This is a genomic window from Achromobacter sp. NPDC008082 (genome assembly GCF_042957345.1).
Classification (GTDB): Bacteria; Pseudomonadota; Gammaproteobacteria; order Burkholderiales; family Burkholderiaceae_B; genus Achromobacter; species Achromobacter kerstersii_A.
The window spans coordinates 832,247-847,050 of the sequence record NZ_JBIBIB010000001.1 but is presented as its reverse complement, the minus strand read 5'-3'; the positions used below and the strand labels follow the sequence as shown (position 1 = coordinate 847,050).

The 14,804-nt window shown below is 64.4% G+C and carries 13 protein-coding genes; 9 read left to right on the top strand and 4 right to left on the bottom strand.

Translation table 11 applies throughout. The features are described 5' to 3' along the window. Nucleotides 1-90: 90 nt before the first annotated feature. Both ACFZAI_RS03830 and ACFZAI_RS03825 read left to right on the top strand, forming a co-directional pair. Nucleotides 91-1,770: an FAD-dependent oxidoreductase gene (locus ACFZAI_RS03830; RefSeq protein WP_391565662.1), complete on the top strand. Its 1,680-nt coding sequence runs from the start codon at nucleotides 91-93 to the stop codon at nucleotides 1,768-1,770. 19 nt (nucleotides 1,771-1,789) lie between these two features. Then, complete coding sequence (locus ACFZAI_RS03825; protein ID WP_391565661.1) at nucleotides 1,790-1,987, top strand: DUF2783 domain-containing protein; 198 nt, start codon at nucleotides 1,790-1,792, stop codon at nucleotides 1,985-1,987. Nucleotide 1,988: 1 nt separating this feature from the next. On the opposite strand, the gene ACFZAI_RS03820 is transcribed toward ACFZAI_RS03825, so the two are convergent. Continuing rightward, nucleotides 1,989-2,897, bottom strand: a complete 909-nt coding sequence (locus tag ACFZAI_RS03820; RefSeq protein ID WP_391565660.1) for a LysR family transcriptional regulator — start codon at nucleotides 2,895-2,897, stop codon at nucleotides 1,989-1,991. A 164-nt stretch (nucleotides 2,898-3,061) separates the two neighbouring features. On the opposite strand from ACFZAI_RS03820, the gene hmgA reads away from it, so the two are divergent. After that, entirely contained in the window at nucleotides 3,062-4,360 is a 1,299-nt protein-coding gene (hmgA, locus tag ACFZAI_RS03815) for a homogentisate 1,2-dioxygenase (RefSeq protein WP_391565659.1), read from the top strand. Nucleotides 4,361-4,479: 119 nt separating this feature from the next. Further along, on the top strand, nucleotides 4,480-5,799 hold the full coding sequence (gene fahA, locus ACFZAI_RS03810; protein ID WP_391565658.1) for a fumarylacetoacetase: 1,320 nt from the start codon (nucleotides 4,480-4,482) through the stop codon (nucleotides 5,797-5,799). A 432-nt stretch (nucleotides 5,800-6,231) separates the two neighbouring features. Here the strand turns inward: fahA and ACFZAI_RS03805 are convergent, their stop codons facing one another. Beyond that, nucleotides 6,232-8,136 (bottom strand): LTA synthase family protein, encoded by a 1,905-nt coding sequence (locus tag ACFZAI_RS03805; RefSeq protein WP_391565657.1) that lies wholly within the window; start codon nucleotides 8,134-8,136, stop codon nucleotides 6,232-6,234. 304 nt (nucleotides 8,137-8,440) lie between these two features. Next, nucleotides 8,441-9,169 (bottom strand): FadR/GntR family transcriptional regulator, encoded by a 729-nt coding sequence (locus ACFZAI_RS03800; protein WP_391565656.1) that lies wholly within the window; start codon nucleotides 9,167-9,169, stop codon nucleotides 8,441-8,443. A gap of 175 nt (nucleotides 9,170-9,344) precedes the next feature. Between ACFZAI_RS03800 and ACFZAI_RS03795 the strand changes: the two genes are divergently transcribed. The 5 genes from ACFZAI_RS03795 (at nucleotide 9,345) to ACFZAI_RS03775 (ending at nucleotide 14,016) form a co-directional block, all read left to right on the top strand. Beyond that, nucleotides 9,345-10,190 carry an NAD-dependent epimerase/dehydratase family protein gene (locus ACFZAI_RS03795; protein WP_391565655.1) on the top strand — a complete coding sequence of 282 codons (846 nt, stop codon included), beginning with the start codon at nucleotides 9,345-9,347 and terminating at the stop codon, nucleotides 10,188-10,190. A gap of 8 nt (nucleotides 10,191-10,198) precedes the next feature. Further along, nucleotides 10,199-11,077 (top strand): SMP-30/gluconolactonase/LRE family protein, encoded by an 879-nt coding sequence (locus ACFZAI_RS03790; protein WP_391565654.1) that lies wholly within the window; start codon nucleotides 10,199-10,201, stop codon nucleotides 11,075-11,077. A 116-nt stretch (nucleotides 11,078-11,193) separates the two neighbouring features. Then, nucleotides 11,194-12,171: a TRAP transporter substrate-binding protein gene (locus ACFZAI_RS03785; RefSeq protein ID WP_391565653.1), complete on the top strand. Its 978-nt coding sequence runs from the start codon at nucleotides 11,194-11,196 to the stop codon at nucleotides 12,169-12,171. A gap of 7 nt (nucleotides 12,172-12,178) precedes the next feature. Further along, nucleotides 12,179-12,742, top strand: a complete 564-nt coding sequence (locus ACFZAI_RS03780; RefSeq protein WP_391565652.1) for a TRAP transporter small permease — start codon at nucleotides 12,179-12,181, stop codon at nucleotides 12,740-12,742. Beyond that, nucleotides 12,733-14,016 carry a TRAP transporter large permease gene (locus tag ACFZAI_RS03775; protein WP_391565651.1) on the top strand — a complete coding sequence of 428 codons (1,284 nt, stop codon included), beginning with the start codon at nucleotides 12,733-12,735 and terminating at the stop codon, nucleotides 14,014-14,016. Before ACFZAI_RS03780 ends, ACFZAI_RS03775 begins: the two co-directional genes overlap by 10 nt. Here the strand turns inward: ACFZAI_RS03775 and ACFZAI_RS03770 are convergent. Beyond that, nucleotides 13,968-14,759, bottom strand: coding sequence for a phosphatase PAP2 family protein (locus ACFZAI_RS03770; RefSeq protein WP_391565650.1), 792 nt, complete (start codon nucleotides 14,757-14,759; stop codon nucleotides 13,968-13,970). The genes ACFZAI_RS03775 and ACFZAI_RS03770 overlap by 49 nt on opposite strands. Nucleotides 14,760-14,804 lie beyond the last annotated feature (45 nt).

Below are 14,804 nucleotides of genomic sequence, written 5' to 3'. Positions count from 1 at the left end.
ACTGGAATTTGGCAAGAACCGAAGACGCGCGTCGCAAGACGGCGCGCGGCTTCGCGCATAAAAACAAAGTGACCCACACAGGAGACAACCGTGGGAGACATCGACTTTCAGGCGATGGAGTTCGCCTATGAAAAGCACGCCGACCAAAGCGCCGGCGCCGCGCCGCGCCATCAAGTGGTGGTGGTGGGCGCCGGCCCGGTCGGCCTGACCACTGCGCTGGACCTCGCCCGCCAGGGCGTGCGCGTGGTGGTGCTGGACGACGATTACCGCTTGTCCACAGGTTCGCGCGCCATCTGCTTTTCCAAGCGCACGCTGGAAATCTGGGACCGCCTGGGCGTCGGCCAGCGCATGATCGACAAAGGCGTGTCGTGGAATGTGGGCAAGGTGTTCTTCCGCGAACAGGAAGTGTGGCGCTTTGACCTGCTGCCCGAACCCGGCCACCGCCGCCCCGCCTTCATCAACCTGCAGCAGTACTACGCCGAAGGCTATCTGTACGAGCAGGCGCGCCAGGAACCGAATATCGACCTGCGCTGGAAGAACAAAGTCGCCGGCGTCACGCAAGCCGATGACGGCGTGGACCTGACGATCGACACCCCCGAAGGCCCGTACACGCTGCACGCCGACTGGCTTGTTGCCTGCGACGGCGCGCGCTCGCCGGTGCGCAAGCTGATCGGCCAGGAAAGCCACGGCCGCATCTTCCGCGACCGCTTCCTGATTGCCGACGTGAAGATGAAAGCCGATTTCCCGACCGAACGCTGGTTCTGGTTCGATCCGCCCTTCCATCCCAACCAATCCGTGCTGCTGCACCGCCAGCCCGATAACGTCTGGCGCATCGACTTCCAGCTGGGCTGGAACGCCGACCCCGTTGAAGCCGTCAAGCCCGAGAACGTGCTGCCGCGCATCCGCGCCCTGCTCGGCCCTGATGCGCAGTTCGATCTGGAATGGGTCAGCGTCTACACGTTTGCGTGCGAACGCATGGACAAATTCCGCCACGGCCGCGTGGTGTTCGCCGGAGACTCGGCGCACCGCGTTTCACCGTTTGGCGCACGCGGCGCCAACAGCGGCGTGCAGGATGCGGAGAACCTGGCGTGGAAATTGAAGCTGGTGTTGGCGGGCCTGGCCCCCGATACGCTGATCGACAGCTATAGCGCCGAACGCGAATTCGCCGCCGACGAAAACATCCTGAATTCGTCGCGCGCCACAGACTTCATCACCCCCAAGAGCGACATCAGCCGCAGCTTTCGCAACGCGGTGCTGAACTTGGCGAAGACGCATCCGTTCGCGCGTTCGCTGGTCAACAGCGGCCGCTTGTCATTGCCCGCAACCTACGCCGCGTCACCGCTGAACACGCCGGATGCCGACGCGTTCACGGGCCGCATGGTGCCCGGTGCGGTGGCGCTGGACGCGCCTGTCGCCACGCAAGGCGATGACGGCTGGTGGCTGTCGCAACTGGACGGCGGCTTTGTGCTGGCCGTGTTCTGTGACAGCGCACTGCCCAGCCGCGAGGTGCAATCCGCTTTGCACGCGCTGCGCATGGCGCCGGTGCCCGTCAAGGCCGTGCTGGTAGCAGGCGCGCAGTGCGACGTGTCGGGCTTGTCCGCCGACCTGCCCGTGGTGACGGACGTGCAAGGGTGCCTGGCCAAGCGCTATGACGCCGCACCCGGCACCGCTTACCTGATCCGCCCCGACCAGCACATCGCCGCGCGCTGGCGCGCGTTCAACGCAGAAGCCGTCGCCGCCGCCGTAAAACGCGCGACGGGCCACGCGTGAATCCAGAGGTCATCCCATCATGCTGATTACTGAAACCAATCTGAGCTCGCCGGACGACTTCTACGAAGCGCTGATCGAAACGCACCGCGACCTGACCAACGAGCAAAGCCAGGAACTGAACGCGGCGCTGATTCTGCTGCTGGCGAATCATCTGGGCGATGTCGCGCTGCTACGCGAAGCGTTGCAGCAGGCGCGGGCATCGGTGACGACCACCTAGCCTACGCCCCCACCGCGAACGTATTGACGATCAACGCGCGCAGCCATTGGTTGCCGCTGTCGCGGTCCACCCTGCGCTGCCAGTACAGGTTCGTCTGTAGCGCAGGCACTTTTACGGGCGGGGTCATGAACCGCAGGCCGAACGGCGGCGCGGCGCTGGCGGCCAGCTTTTCAGGCACCGTCGCCAACAAATCCGTGGCGCTCACGATGTACGGCACGGCCGAAAAATGCGGCACGCTGAAGTGCTCGGCCAGCACGATGCCCGCGCGCTCCATCGACTGATTGACCTGCCCGTAAGGCGCGGCGCGCGACACGATCAGATGGCGTTCCGCCCGGAACGCCTTGATGCCCATGCCTGCATGCGCCGTCGGATGCGCCTGCCGGAACAAGGTTGCGTAACCCTGGCGAAACAGCATGCGTTGCAGCGTGCCCGCGCCCATTTCGTCGAACGCGCCGATCGCCAGATCGACGCGGCCCGACTCCATTTCACGCGGCAGGTCCGGCCCTTGTACTCGTACGGAATCGATGCGCACGTGCGGCGCAACCTGCACGCACACTTCCATCAGGCGCGGCATGAAGTGGATTTCGCCTACGTCCGTCATGGCCACGCGAAAGCGCCGCGTGCTGGTGGCGGCGTCGAACACATCCTGATCTTGCAAGGCCTGCGTCAGCACGGTTAACGCTTCGCTGACGGGGCCGGCCAGCCGCTGCGCGCGCGGCGTGGGCAACATGCCTTGTGCGGTGCGCACGAACAGTTCATCGCCAAACGCGTCGCGCAAACGGCGCAAGCCGTTGCTGACCGCAGGCTGCGTCAAATCCATGCGGCGCGCCACGGCCGACAGGTTGCGGTCTTCCAGCAGGTGCTGAAACAAGATCAACAGGTTCAGATCGACATCGCGCAGTTCGGCCATCACGCCTCCTACTATTCACAAAATTTATAGTCTGTATTTTTGCATTCCCGTAGCCGTAGCGGGCGTTTTTTCCGACAATGGCGAATCGGCCCTGGGTACGCCCAGCACAGCCCCCCCATACCGATCGCGCGGCCAAGCACCGCGCCGCCACCCAGGAGGATTCCATGGAACTGCAATATCTGACCGGTTTCGGCAACGACTGCGCCACCGAGGCCTTGCCCGGCGCGCTGCCCGTGGGCCGCAATTCGCCGCAGCAATGCCCTTATGGCCTGTACGCCGAACAGCTGTCCGGCACGGCCTTCACGGCCCCCCGCAACGAAAACCGCCGCTCGTGGCTCTACCGCATTCGCCCGGGCGCGCAGCACAAGCCGTTCGAAGCGTTCGGCGGCGCGGCGGGCTGGGAAAGCACGTTCGGCCACGGCCCGGTGACGCCGAATCAGTTGCGCTGGAGCCCGATGCCCATCCCGGATGCGCCCACCGACTTCCTGGAAGGCGTGAAGACGTGGGGCGGCAACGGCAGCCCCGACGAGCAAAGCGGCGTGGCCATCCACATGTACGCGGCCAACCGTTCGATGCAGGGCCGTTTCTTCTACAACGCGGATGGCGAGCTGCTGCTGGTGCCGCAAGAAGGCCGTCTGCGTCTGGCCACCGAGCTGGGCCTGATTGATCTGGAGCCGTTGGAAATTGCCGTGATCCCGCGCGGCGTGCGCTTCCGCGTCGAGCTGTTGGACAGCACGGCGCGCGGCTACATGCTGGAGAACTTTGGCGCCGCGTTGCGCTTGCCGGAACTCGGCCCCATCGGTTCGAACTGCCTGGCCAATGCGCGCGACTTCAAGACGCCGGTGGCCTGGTATGAAGACGTGGAAGGCGATTTCGAATTGATCGCCAAATTCACGGGCGGCTTCTGGCGCGCGTCCATCGACCATTCGCCGTTGGACGTGGTGGCCTGGCACGGCACGCACGCGCCGTACAAATATGATCTGCGCCACTTCAACACCATCGGCTCGATCAGCTTCGATCACCCGGACCCGTCGATCTTCACGGTGCTGACCGCGCCGTCCGACACCCCGGGCACGGCCAACATGGATTTCGCAATTTTCCCGCCGCGCATTCTGGCGATGGAAAACACGTTCCGTCCGCCCTGGTTCCACCGGAATGTGGCCAGCGAATTCATGGGCCTGATCCAAGGTGTCTATGACGCCAAGGCCGATGGTTTCGCCCCCGGCGGCGCCAGCCTGCACAACTGCATGAGCGGCCACGGCCCCGACGCCGAGACCTTTGAAAAGGCCTCGCACGCCGACACGCACGCCGCGCATTACATCCGTGACACGATGGCGTTCATGTTCGAAACGCGCCGCGTCATCCGCCCGACGGAGCAAGCGCTGGCATCAGTAGAATTGCAGGGCGACTACTACCGGTGCTGGCAGGGTATCGTGAAGCACTTCGACCCGACGAAGGCGTGACGGCAGCCCCGCGCTGATCCCTCCACGGCGGTGCGCAACAGCGCATCGCCGTTTTGGCATTTCAGCGATACCGTATTTCGGCATTCCCATTCCCACCATTACAGAAGAGACACGCAGCCATGACCACCACGATCAACGAAACCCACGATCCGTCCTTGAAGAGCTGGATCGCCAGCGCCAATACCGGCACGTCGGATTTTCCGGTGCAAAACCTGCCGTATGGCGCGTTCCGCCGCAAGGGCACGCAAGAGTCATTCCGCCCGGGCGTTGCAATCGGGGACCAGATTCTGGACCTGGCCGCACTGGCCGCGAAAGCCCCGTTCGAGGGTCTGGCCGCTGAAGCGCTGGCCGCCTGCTCGGCAGACAGCCTGAACGCGCTGATGGCGTTGGGCCAGCCGCACTGGAGCGCGCTGCGTCTGGCGTTGTCGCGCGCTTTGCGTGAAGGCGCAGCACTACGCGCCACGGTCGAGCCGTTGCTGGTGGCGCAGGCTGACGCCGAATACACGACGCCTGCCCGCATTGGCGACTACACCGACTTCTATATTTCGGTGCACCACGCCACGGCAATCGGCAAGCAATTCCGTCCTGATAACCCGCTGCTGCCGAACTACAAGTGGGTGCCGATCGGCTATCACGGCCGTGCATCGAGCATTGGCGTGGACCAGAAGTTCCCGCGCCCGGTTGGCCAGACGCGCCCCGCTGCCGAAGGCGAAACGCCGCAATTCGGCCCGTGCGCGCGGTTGGATTACGAACTGGAGCTGGGCATTTTTGTGGGCACGGGCAATGCGCAAGGCGAGCGCATCGAACTGGGCGATGCTGACGCGCATGTGTTCGGGCTTTGCATTCTGAACGACTGGTCGGCGCGCGATATTCAGGCGTGGGAATACCAGCCGCTGGGGCCTTTCCTGTCGAAGAATTTCGCGTCGACGATTTCGCCGTGGATTGTCACGATGGAAGCGCTGGAGCCGTTCCGTACGCAGTGGAATCGAGGCCCCTCGGAACCGCAGCCGATGCCGTATCTGGCATCCGATGCAAACCGCGCGAAGGGTGCGTATGACGTGCAGTTGGAAGTGCTGATGACGACCGCGCAATCGCGTGAGGCGAAGCTGCCGCCGGTGTCGCTGTCACGCAGCAATTTCCGGGATGCTTACTGGAACGTGGCGCAGCTGATTGCGCATCACACGGTGAACGGCTGCAATCTGCAACCGGGCGACATGTTGGGTACGGGCACGCTGTCGGGTCCGCAGCCGTCGGAAGCCGGGTCGTTGCTGGAGCTGAGCAACGGCGGGAAGACGGCGATTGATCTGCCGTGGGGGGAGAAGCGGACGTTCCTGCAGGATGGGGATCAGGTGATCATGCGGGCGGCTTGCGAGAAGGCGGGGTATCCGAGGGTTGGATTTGGTGAAGCGTCTGGGGTGGTGTTGCCGGCGCGGGGTTGAGGTTGGTTTTTTTTGGCGGCTTAGGTTGATGTAGGCCGCCCATCGGCGCGGTGGCGCTGGCGGCGTGCGCCCACGATTGCGGTCCGGAGCCTTCGCTCCGGACTGCCCCGTTGTCATCTTCGTCACCCGCCGTTGGCGGGCTCCTTCAGATTCCCTCGGGCGCATCGAGGTTGCACGCCGCCAGGGCCACCGCGCCGACGTGCTGCCGCCGTCTTGGGTCGTTGCGCTGCTAGGGTGTGCCTTAGTGACGAGTGCTGCGGGGCCCGCCGAATTGCGGCCGCGCGGGCGGCCACAATCGGCATACGCGATGGTGGCCGCTCGCTTGGTGTTCGCTTCGCGTATGCGGTGCGTGGTTTGCTAGTGCCCCCGCGTTTTACTGTGGGGAAACGGTGGCGCGTGGTGGGCACTACCTTGCGCGTGCCAGCCTTCACTTCAAGGCAGGCGGTATTTTTCTTCTCGGTAGACCCAGCTTGCCCACAACGCGTGGGCGAGCGCTTCTTCGGTCAATTTGGGGTCGGCGGGCACGATGGGGTCGTACACCTCGTCCTTGCCAACGGGAGCGGCCTCGTATTTGAACTCTCTGGGTTCTTTGGCGGGTTCCAGCACCAGCAGCTTGTCGCCCTGCAAATAGCCGAAGTTGTCTGCGTATTGCATCATCGCGCGGTTGGGGTCGCGTTGGGTCAGGTCGGCGCCCAGCATCGGGTTCACGTTGTCCAGGCCGATCAGCGACAACAGCGTGGGCGCCATGTCGATCTGGCTGACCAGGCGTTCGTCCTGGCGCGGCGTGATGCCTGCGCCCAGGAACATTGCCGGGATCTGGAAGTGGCGGACGGGGACGGGGATGGAACCGTACACGCGGGAGTCGTGGTCAGCAATGACCAGGAACACCGTGTTGTTCCAGTACGGCGCCTGCTTGGCTTTCTCGAAGAACTGGCCCAGCGCCCAATCCGCGTAGCGCACCGTGTTGTCCACCGTGGCGGGGTCGCCGACCGGTTTGATGCGGCCTTCGGGGTATTCCCACGGCGAATGGTTGCTGACCGAGAACGCCAGGGTGAAAACGGGCTTGTCGCCGTCGGCGCGCAACAGGCGGTCAACCTGGTTGAACATGTCTTCGTCGGATGCGCCCCATGACCCCTCGAACACCGGGTTCACGAATTTGGGGCGGTCGATCACTTCGTCAAAGCCGTTGCCCAGGAAGAACGCGCGCATGTTGTCGAAGTGCGATTCGCCGCCGTACACGAAGCGTGAGTGGTAGCCGTGTTTTCCCAGCACCTGCGCCAGCGTGAAGAAGCCGGTTTGCGAGCGGGGCAGTTTGACGACGGCGTCGGCCACGCTGGGCAGGAAGCCGGCGGTGACGGCTTCGATGCCGCGTACCGAGCGCGTGCCGGTGGCGTAGGCGCGGTGGAACATCCAGCCTTCTTTCGACAGGCGGTCGATGTTGGGCGTGAGGTCGCGGCCGCCCAGGCTGCCGACGTATTGCGCGCCCAGGCTTTCCTGCAAGATGATGACCACGTTCAACGGCTTGTCGCGGCGCACCGTGGCAATCTGTTCGTGCAGGCTGGGGTAGCGCGGGTCCAGCGGCGCGCCGGTCAGGCCGGCTTTTTCGCGGACGATGGCGTTCATCTGGTCGACCGGCATCTTCGGATACATGGCGGCGGATGAGCGTTCGTCGCGCATGCGATAGGCCGCATCGAACACGCTGTACAGCGAGTTCAGCGCCAAGGAATTGACCATGGCGTCCGAGCTGAAGGCCACCTTGGCCGGGTTGATCGGGCGATGTTCCAGCGTGCCGCGCGCGCCCAGGAACACCAGCGCCAGAATCACGAACGATGCAATCGGGCGCTTCCACCACGCCATGAACGGGTCCCGCGGTGCACGCGCACGTGTCGGGAACAATTTCACGGCGAGCCATGCCGCCACCACCAGCACCACGAACGCGGCCAGCAGCACGCCCTTATAGCCCTGCCACAGCATTGAACCCACTTCCTTCGGATTCAGCAGGTAGATGAAGTACAGCCGGTTGGGGCGCGTGTCGTATTCAGCGATGAACTGCGGCGTGGACACTTCCAGCAGCACATACAGCATCCACCAGATGCGGAACCACCATGCGGTGATGCGGGCGGCCAAAGGACGGTGCCCGAACCAGGGCGAGAACACCGCCGGCAGCGCAATCACCATCGACAGCAGGCAGACGTCGATCCGCAATCCGCCCAGCAGCACGGGCCACAGGCCGCCAGCGGCTTGCACGCGGTCCCACATCCAGAACGACAGCCCCAGACGCGACAGCGTCAGCAGCGCCAGAACGGCAAGGATGAATCGAAGTGTCAGGCGGCGCATGCGGCGGCCCTCCCAAAATAGCGAGCGCTCGCCGTTTCAGATGAAAGAATGCCGCGGGGGGTGCCTAGCAAAGCCATGCTGCGTCAACGTCCGGAATGAAAACGGGCAAAGATTAACGCGGTTTTGCGCCCATCAGCGGCGGATGGCATGACGTGAGCGTGGCGGGAGCGTGACGTCGGGCTTGACGGAAGCGTGGCGCCCGCGTCCGGTGAACGTGGGGCGTGACGCCATGCCCGACCTCAAACGTTGTACGACATCGTATTTCACAAACAGGGCCGCATCTGACGCGGGCCCATTCATCGCCCTATTGCGCGCGGCGCAAGCGTTCGCGACTGTTGCTCAGGTGCGTGCGCATGGCGGCGCGGGCGCTCTCGGCGTCTTGCCGCATGATCGCGCTGTAGATGTCTTCGTGTTCGAGATTCACGCGCGCCAGATAGGCGGCGCGGTCTTCTTGCGCGAACTTGGCGGAGTTGATGCGCGTGCGCGGAATGATGGCCGAGCCCAGGTGCGACATCAGGTCCGCAAAATAACGGTTGTCGGTGGATTGCGCGATCAGCAGATGGAATTGAAAGTCGGGCGTGATGGTGTCGCCGCCGCTTTCCAACGCGCTGCGAAAGAGGTCCAGCGCGCGGCGCATCTCTTGCAGCTGCGTGTCGCTGCGGCGTATGGCGGCCAGGCCCGCGGCCTCGCTTTCCAGGCAGATACGCAGCTCTAGCAGCACCAGCACATCGCGCACGGTGGCGATGTCGGCGGGGTCGACGCGGAAGTCGCCACTGCCGTTGGGCTCCAGCGCATACGTGCCGACACCGTGATGCGTTTCAACCAGACCCGACGCTTGCAAGCGCGACAGCGCCTCGCGCACGACGGTGCGGCTGACACCAAACTGACGCATGATTTCGGATTCGGTGGGCAGCTTGTCGCCCGGGCGGATGTTGCCGCTGCGGATGCGTTCCGAGATGCTTTCCACCAGGCCTTGGGCCAGATTTCGGGGACGACGCTGCGGCAGAACAGAGGTATCGACTGGAGCGTTCACGGGATGTAGTCCGAAATTGATTGCACAAAGCTTGACGCTGAAATTTGGGGCTAATTATACTTTGCGCAGGTTGTACGACAACGTACCAGATCGCCCCGCCTCTGCACAGGCTTCTGGACGTTCATCCGCATGAGTATCTGCCTGGATATCCGTCTCTTTCACCGAGCGTTGCGACATGAACCGAACCGTCAACACCCCGCCTGCCCAATTTCGCTGCCATCGTTTGCTATTGACCGGCGCCGCCGGCAACCTGGGCAAGGTGTTGCGTCCCCGCTTGAAAGCCCACGCGGATCTGCTGCGCGTGTCGGACTTATCGGACGTAGGCCCCGCCGCCCCCGGCGAAGAAACCCTGCCCTGCGATCTGGCCGACGCCACCGCCGTGTCCAAACTGGTGGAAGGAGTCGACGCCATTGTGCATCTGGGCGGCGTCTCGGTAGAACAGCCTTTCGATGTCATCCTGCCCGCGAACATCCAGGGCATCTACAACCTGTACGAGGCGGCTCGCCTGCACGGTGTTCCACGCGTGGTGTTCGCCAGTTCGAACCACGTCATCGGCTTCTACGAACAAGGGCAGCAGCTGGACGCCGACGTCCCCTTGCGCCCGGACGGCTATTACGGCTTGAGCAAAGCCTACGGCGAACACCTGTCGCGCTTCTACTTCGACCGCTATGGCATCGAAACCGTGTGCCTGCGCATCGGCTCATCGTTTCCCGAACCCAAAGACCGCCGCATGATGGTCACGTGGCTCAGCTACGACGACCTGACCGACCTGGTCACCCGCGCGCTGTTCACCCCCGGCGTGGGCCATCTGATCGTCTACGGCGCGTCCGCCAACCGCGACCGCTGGTGGAGCGACAACGCCGCGAAAGTACTGGGGTTCGTCCCCAAAGATTCTTCCGAGCGCTTCCGCGCGCAAGTGGAAGCGCAGCCGCCGCTTGCAGCCGATGACCCCGCCGCCCGCTATCAAGGCGGCGCGTTCGTCAAGGCCGGCCCGTTTCCCTTTCCCCCCGCCTCCAAGTAAACGCCACCATGTCCACCCTGGCCGAACGTATCGGGGATCTGGTTTGCGGTGTGGGCGAAAGCCCGGTCTGGCGCGCCGCCGACCAGGCCTACACCTGGACCGACATCCCCGGCAAAACGCTGCACCGCTGGTCGCCATCCCGCGGCACGTTTGAAGCATGGGCGTTGCCGCAGATGGCGGGCTGCATCGCGCCGCGTGGCGCGGGCTGGCTGTTGGCGATGGAAGACGGGCTATACGCCTGCGGCCCCCTGCAAGCGGGCGCGCCCTGCCAACCTGAACGGATCGCTGCGGTGGACCACGCGGCCGGCGGCATGCGCTTTAACGATGGGCGTTGCGACCGGCAAGGCCGGTTCCTGGCCGGCACGATGGTCATGGACATGAGCTTGGCGCAAGCAGCCGGCAAGCTCTACCGCTATGACGCCCACGGCGTGGCGGTGCTGCTGTCTGACCTGATCGTGCCTAACGGCCTGGCGTTCAGCCCGGACGGCAAGACGATGTACCTGTCGGACTCGCATCCGTCGCGCGCCAGGGTTTGGGCGTTTGACTACGACACCGACACCGGCACACCGCACAACCGCCGCCCCTTCATCGACGCCCTGCCCGCAGGCCGGCCCGACGGCGCGGCGGTGGACACCGATGGCGGCTACTGGATCTGCGGCAACGACGCCGGCCGCGTCTACCGCTACACACCCGACGGCAAGCTCGACCGCACCTATACCGTGCCCGCCGCCAAGGTCGCGATGTGCGCCTTCGGCGGCGCGGCCATGGACACCCTCTTCATCACATCGATACGCCCCGCGAACGCCGCCCCTGGCGCGCCCGATGGCGGCGTGTTCGCGCTGCGCCCCGGCGCGCAGGGCCTGGAGGAAACCGCAAGCACCGGTTAGCACCCGACCGGAGCGCCCGCATCGTCCCGCGCCCCACGCAAAGTAGGTCTGTACACATAGAGCTTCGAGGCCAACCCGGCCCTTAACGAAACGCCGTACTCCAACCGGAGGTAGACATGCTGCGCCCCACCCTGACCCGCGCCATCCTGGCGGCGGCTGCCTTGCTGACGCTGATTCCCGCCACTCACGCCGCCGAACTGCGATCCGCCGACATCCATCCCGACGACTATCCCACCGTGCAGGCCGTGCGCCAGTTCGGTGAACTCGTCAAGCAACGCACCAATGGCCGCATCACCGTCAAGGTGTATGCCGGCGGCGCATTGGGCAACGAAGACGATTCGATCGAACAGGTGAAGATGGGCGCGCTCGCCATGGCGCGCGTGTCCAGCGCCGCCATGCACAACATCTGCCAGACCACGCGCGTGCCGTCGCTTCCCTTCCTGTTCCGCTCTAAGGAGCATCTGCACAAAGTGCTGGACAGCGAAATCGGCGACCAGATCCTGCGCTCGTGCGAAGCCGCCGGTTTTGTCGGGCTGGCCTGGTACGACAGCGGTTCGCGGTCGATGTACACACGCAACAAGCCAATCAAAACGCTGGCCGACGCCAAGGGCTTGAAGATACGCGTGCAGCAATCGGACCTGTCTGTGGCCATGGTTGAAGCGATGGGCGGCAACGCCACGCCGATGCCGATGGGCGAGGTCTACACATCGTTGAAGACCGGGCTGGTGGACGCTGCGGAAAACAATTTCCCCAGCTACGAAAGCGCGCATCACTACGAGGTCGCCAAGTTTTATTCGATGACCGAGCACACGATGACGCCCGAAATTCTGATCTATTCCAAGCGGCAGTGGGACAAGCTCACGCCCGAAGACCAGAAGATCGTGCGTGAGGCCGCGCGCGAATCCGTGCCCTATATGCGCAAGCTGTGGGACGAGCGCGAGCAGAAATCCCGCGCGGTGGTGGAAAAGGCCGGGTCGCAGATCGTGGAAGTGGATAAGGCGTCGTTCCAGGGCGCGATGAAGCCGGTGTATGACCGCTTCGTCACCACGCCCGAGATGAAAGACCTGGTCGCGAAGATCCAGGCTGTCCAGTGAGGACATCATGTTGGCCACTCCTACGAATGAACCTGATCTGACCCAGGGAGGCGGGGCGCAAGCCCTTGCCGCTCCGCTGGACGTCTACACGCGCGTCTGCGCGTGGATTGCCCGGGCCTGCATGTGGACCAGCGTGTTCGGGCTCGTCTGCCTGATCATCGCCGTCAGCCTGCAAATCTTTGGCCGCCACGTGCTCAACAGCACACCCACCTGGGCCGAAAGCCTGGCGCTGCTGCTGGTGCTGTACGTCACCATGCTGGGCGCGGCGGTGGGCGTGCGCGATGCGGGCCACATCGGCTTTGAATCGCTGCTGGACGCCTTGCCGCTAGCGGGCCAGCGGCGGCTGCGGATCTTCATCCATCTGCTGGTGCTGCTGTTTGGCGTGCTGATGGCCTGGAACTGCGGCATGCTGGCGGAATCCGTGTCGGCCTACAAGATCCCCAACCTGGGCATTTCCAACGCCTGGAAATACATTCCCGCGACGCTGTCTGGCGCCCTGATCGCGCTCTTTTCGCTTGAGCACATCATCGCCATCCTGCGCAACCATAAGGTGGTACCGGCATGGCGCTGACACTGCTTTCCTTTACGTTCATGGGGTTTCTGGTGATCGGCGTGCCGGTGGCGTTCGCCATTGGCTTGTCGTCCATCACCGCCATCATGGTCGAAGACCTGCCCTTGCAGGTGGCGTTCCAGCAGATGACCTCGGGCATGAACGCGTTTTCGTTCCTGGCCATTCCCTTCTTCATCTTCACGGGCGAACTGATGCTTTACGGCGGCATCGCCGACCGCATCGTGACGTTTGCGAAGTCGCTGGTGGGGCATGTGCGCGGCGGGCTCGGCATGTCCAACGTGGTGGCGTGCACGCTGTTCGGCGGCGTGTCGGGGTCACCCGTGGCGGACGTGTCGGCGATGGGGTCGGTGATGATCCCGATGATGAAGCGCGAGGGCTATCACGCCGACTACGCGGTGAACGTCACAACGCATGCGGCGCTGGTCGGCGCGTTGATGCCCACCAGCCACAACATCATCATCTACACGCTGGCGGCGGGCGGCAAGGTGTCGATCGCAGCGCTGATCGCGGCAGGGGTGGTGCCCGCGCTGATCCTGACCTTGTGCAATCTGGCGGCCGCCTACTTCGTGGCGCGCAGCCGCGGGTATCCGGCGGGCACGTTTCCGGGATGGCACATCGTGCTGCGCTCGCTGATCGCTGCAACGCCCGGACTGTTCGTTGTGGTGCTGATCATCACCGGCATCCTGAGCGGCGTGTTCACCGCAACGGAATCCGCGGCGGTGGCGGTGTTGTATGCCCTGGCGCTGACGATCTTCGTGTACCGCTCGCTGACGTGGGACCAGTTCGTGCGGGCCGCCAGCAAGGCCGTCAAGACAACCGGCGTCGTGCTGCTGCTGATTGGCATCTCGGCCACCTTCGGCTATCTGATCAGCTTTTATGGCGTGGCGGAAAAGACAGGCGAATTGATGGCGTCGGTATCGACCAGCCCGTGGGCCATCTTCTTGATGGTCAACATCATCCTGTTCGTGCTGGGCACGTTTCTGGACATGGCCGCCACCATCCTGATCTGCACGCCGATTTTCCTGCCGATCTGCATGCAGTACGGCATGGGGCCGGTGCAGTTCGGCATCGTGATGCTGCTGAATTGCGCGCTGGGTTTGAATACCCCGCCGGTTGGGACCACGCAGTTCGTGGGGTGCGCCATCGGCGGCGTGTCGGTAGGCACCGTGATGCGTACGATCTGGCCCTTTTACGGCGCGCTGCTGGCCGCGCTGGCGCTGGTGACCTACGTGCCTGCGTTTTCGCTATGGCTGCCGGGGGTGTTGCTCAACTGAACCCGTGTTCCCCTGGCCGGGCCGCGCGCAGCGGCTCGGCCCACGATCACCGGGTAGAAGAACAGCGCCGCCAGGAACCACAGCAAGGTGGCGGACCACAGCGTCTGGCTCAGGAAATGCGCGCCTTGCAGAATGCGCACCGCAGAAAACGCAACGCCTGCGGACACGCCAATGGCCAGCCCCCACCAGCGCCACGCCGGGCGGTTCAACGCCCAGCCTGCGAAGTACAGCGTCAGCATCGAAAAGCCCGCACCCGCGTGGCCGCTGGGCAACGCGCCGCCGGACCGCGCACGCGCCCACGTCCACCAATGCAGGGGGTAAGGCGTATAGCCGCCCAGCGTTTCCAGGTCATAGGGACGCGGCAGAGTCGTGTGGTGTTTGAGCTGGTTCACCGCCAGTTGCCCGACCAGGCACGTCGCCGCCAGCGCCAGCGCCGCGCCGCGCCAGGGACGCAGGGCGGGGATGCGAAAACTTGCCACGGCCGCCGCCACCGCCGCCAACGCCACGCCAATGGGCAGCGCAAGCACCATGCGATGTCCGAACAGATCGAACCAGCGATTCAGGTGCAACGGGAAATCATCCAGGGCGGGGTCAAACAGCGCGCGGGCGATGCGCAGATCCATGCCCGAGGCGTTGGCCCACCACGCCAGGCACGCCAGCATCAGCGTGACGCCGGCGAGCTGCGTGCTCAGGTACCACGCAGGCGACGGCGCACGCGCCGCGGACAGCAAGGGGGACGACATGGATCAATGGACTGGGGACGCGTCGGACAAGCGGAAAGCTTAGAG

Coding starts and splice junctions, on each gene's coding strand:
- ACFZAI_RS03825 (WP_391565661.1), top strand. CDS start 1,790: ATGCTGATTACTGAAACCAATCTGAGCTCGCCGGACGACTTCTACGAA.
- ACFZAI_RS03820 (WP_391565660.1), bottom strand. CDS start 2,897: ATGGCCGAACTGCGCGATGTCGATCTGAACCTGTTGATCTTGTTTCAG.
- hmgA (WP_391565659.1), top strand. CDS start 3,062: ATGGAACTGCAATATCTGACCGGTTTCGGCAACGACTGCGCCACCGAG.
- fahA (WP_391565658.1), top strand. CDS start 4,480: ATGACCACCACGATCAACGAAACCCACGATCCGTCCTTGAAGAGCTGG.
- ACFZAI_RS03805 (WP_391565657.1), bottom strand. CDS start 8,136: ATGCGCCGCCTGACACTTCGATTCATCCTTGCCGTTCTGGCGCTGCTG.
- ACFZAI_RS03795 (WP_391565655.1), top strand. CDS start 9,345: ATGAACCGAACCGTCAACACCCCGCCTGCCCAATTTCGCTGCCATCGT.
- ACFZAI_RS03790 (WP_391565654.1), top strand. CDS start 10,199: ATGTCCACCCTGGCCGAACGTATCGGGGATCTGGTTTGCGGTGTGGGC.
- ACFZAI_RS03785 (WP_391565653.1), top strand. CDS start 11,194: ATGCTGCGCCCCACCCTGACCCGCGCCATCCTGGCGGCGGCTGCCTTG.
- ACFZAI_RS03780 (WP_391565652.1), top strand. CDS start 12,179: ATGTTGGCCACTCCTACGAATGAACCTGATCTGACCCAGGGAGGCGGG.
- ACFZAI_RS03775 (WP_391565651.1), top strand. CDS start 12,733: ATGGCGCTGACACTGCTTTCCTTTACGTTCATGGGGTTTCTGGTGATC.
- ACFZAI_RS03770 (WP_391565650.1), bottom strand. CDS start 14,759: ATGTCGTCCCCCTTGCTGTCCGCGGCGCGTGCGCCGTCGCCTGCGTGG.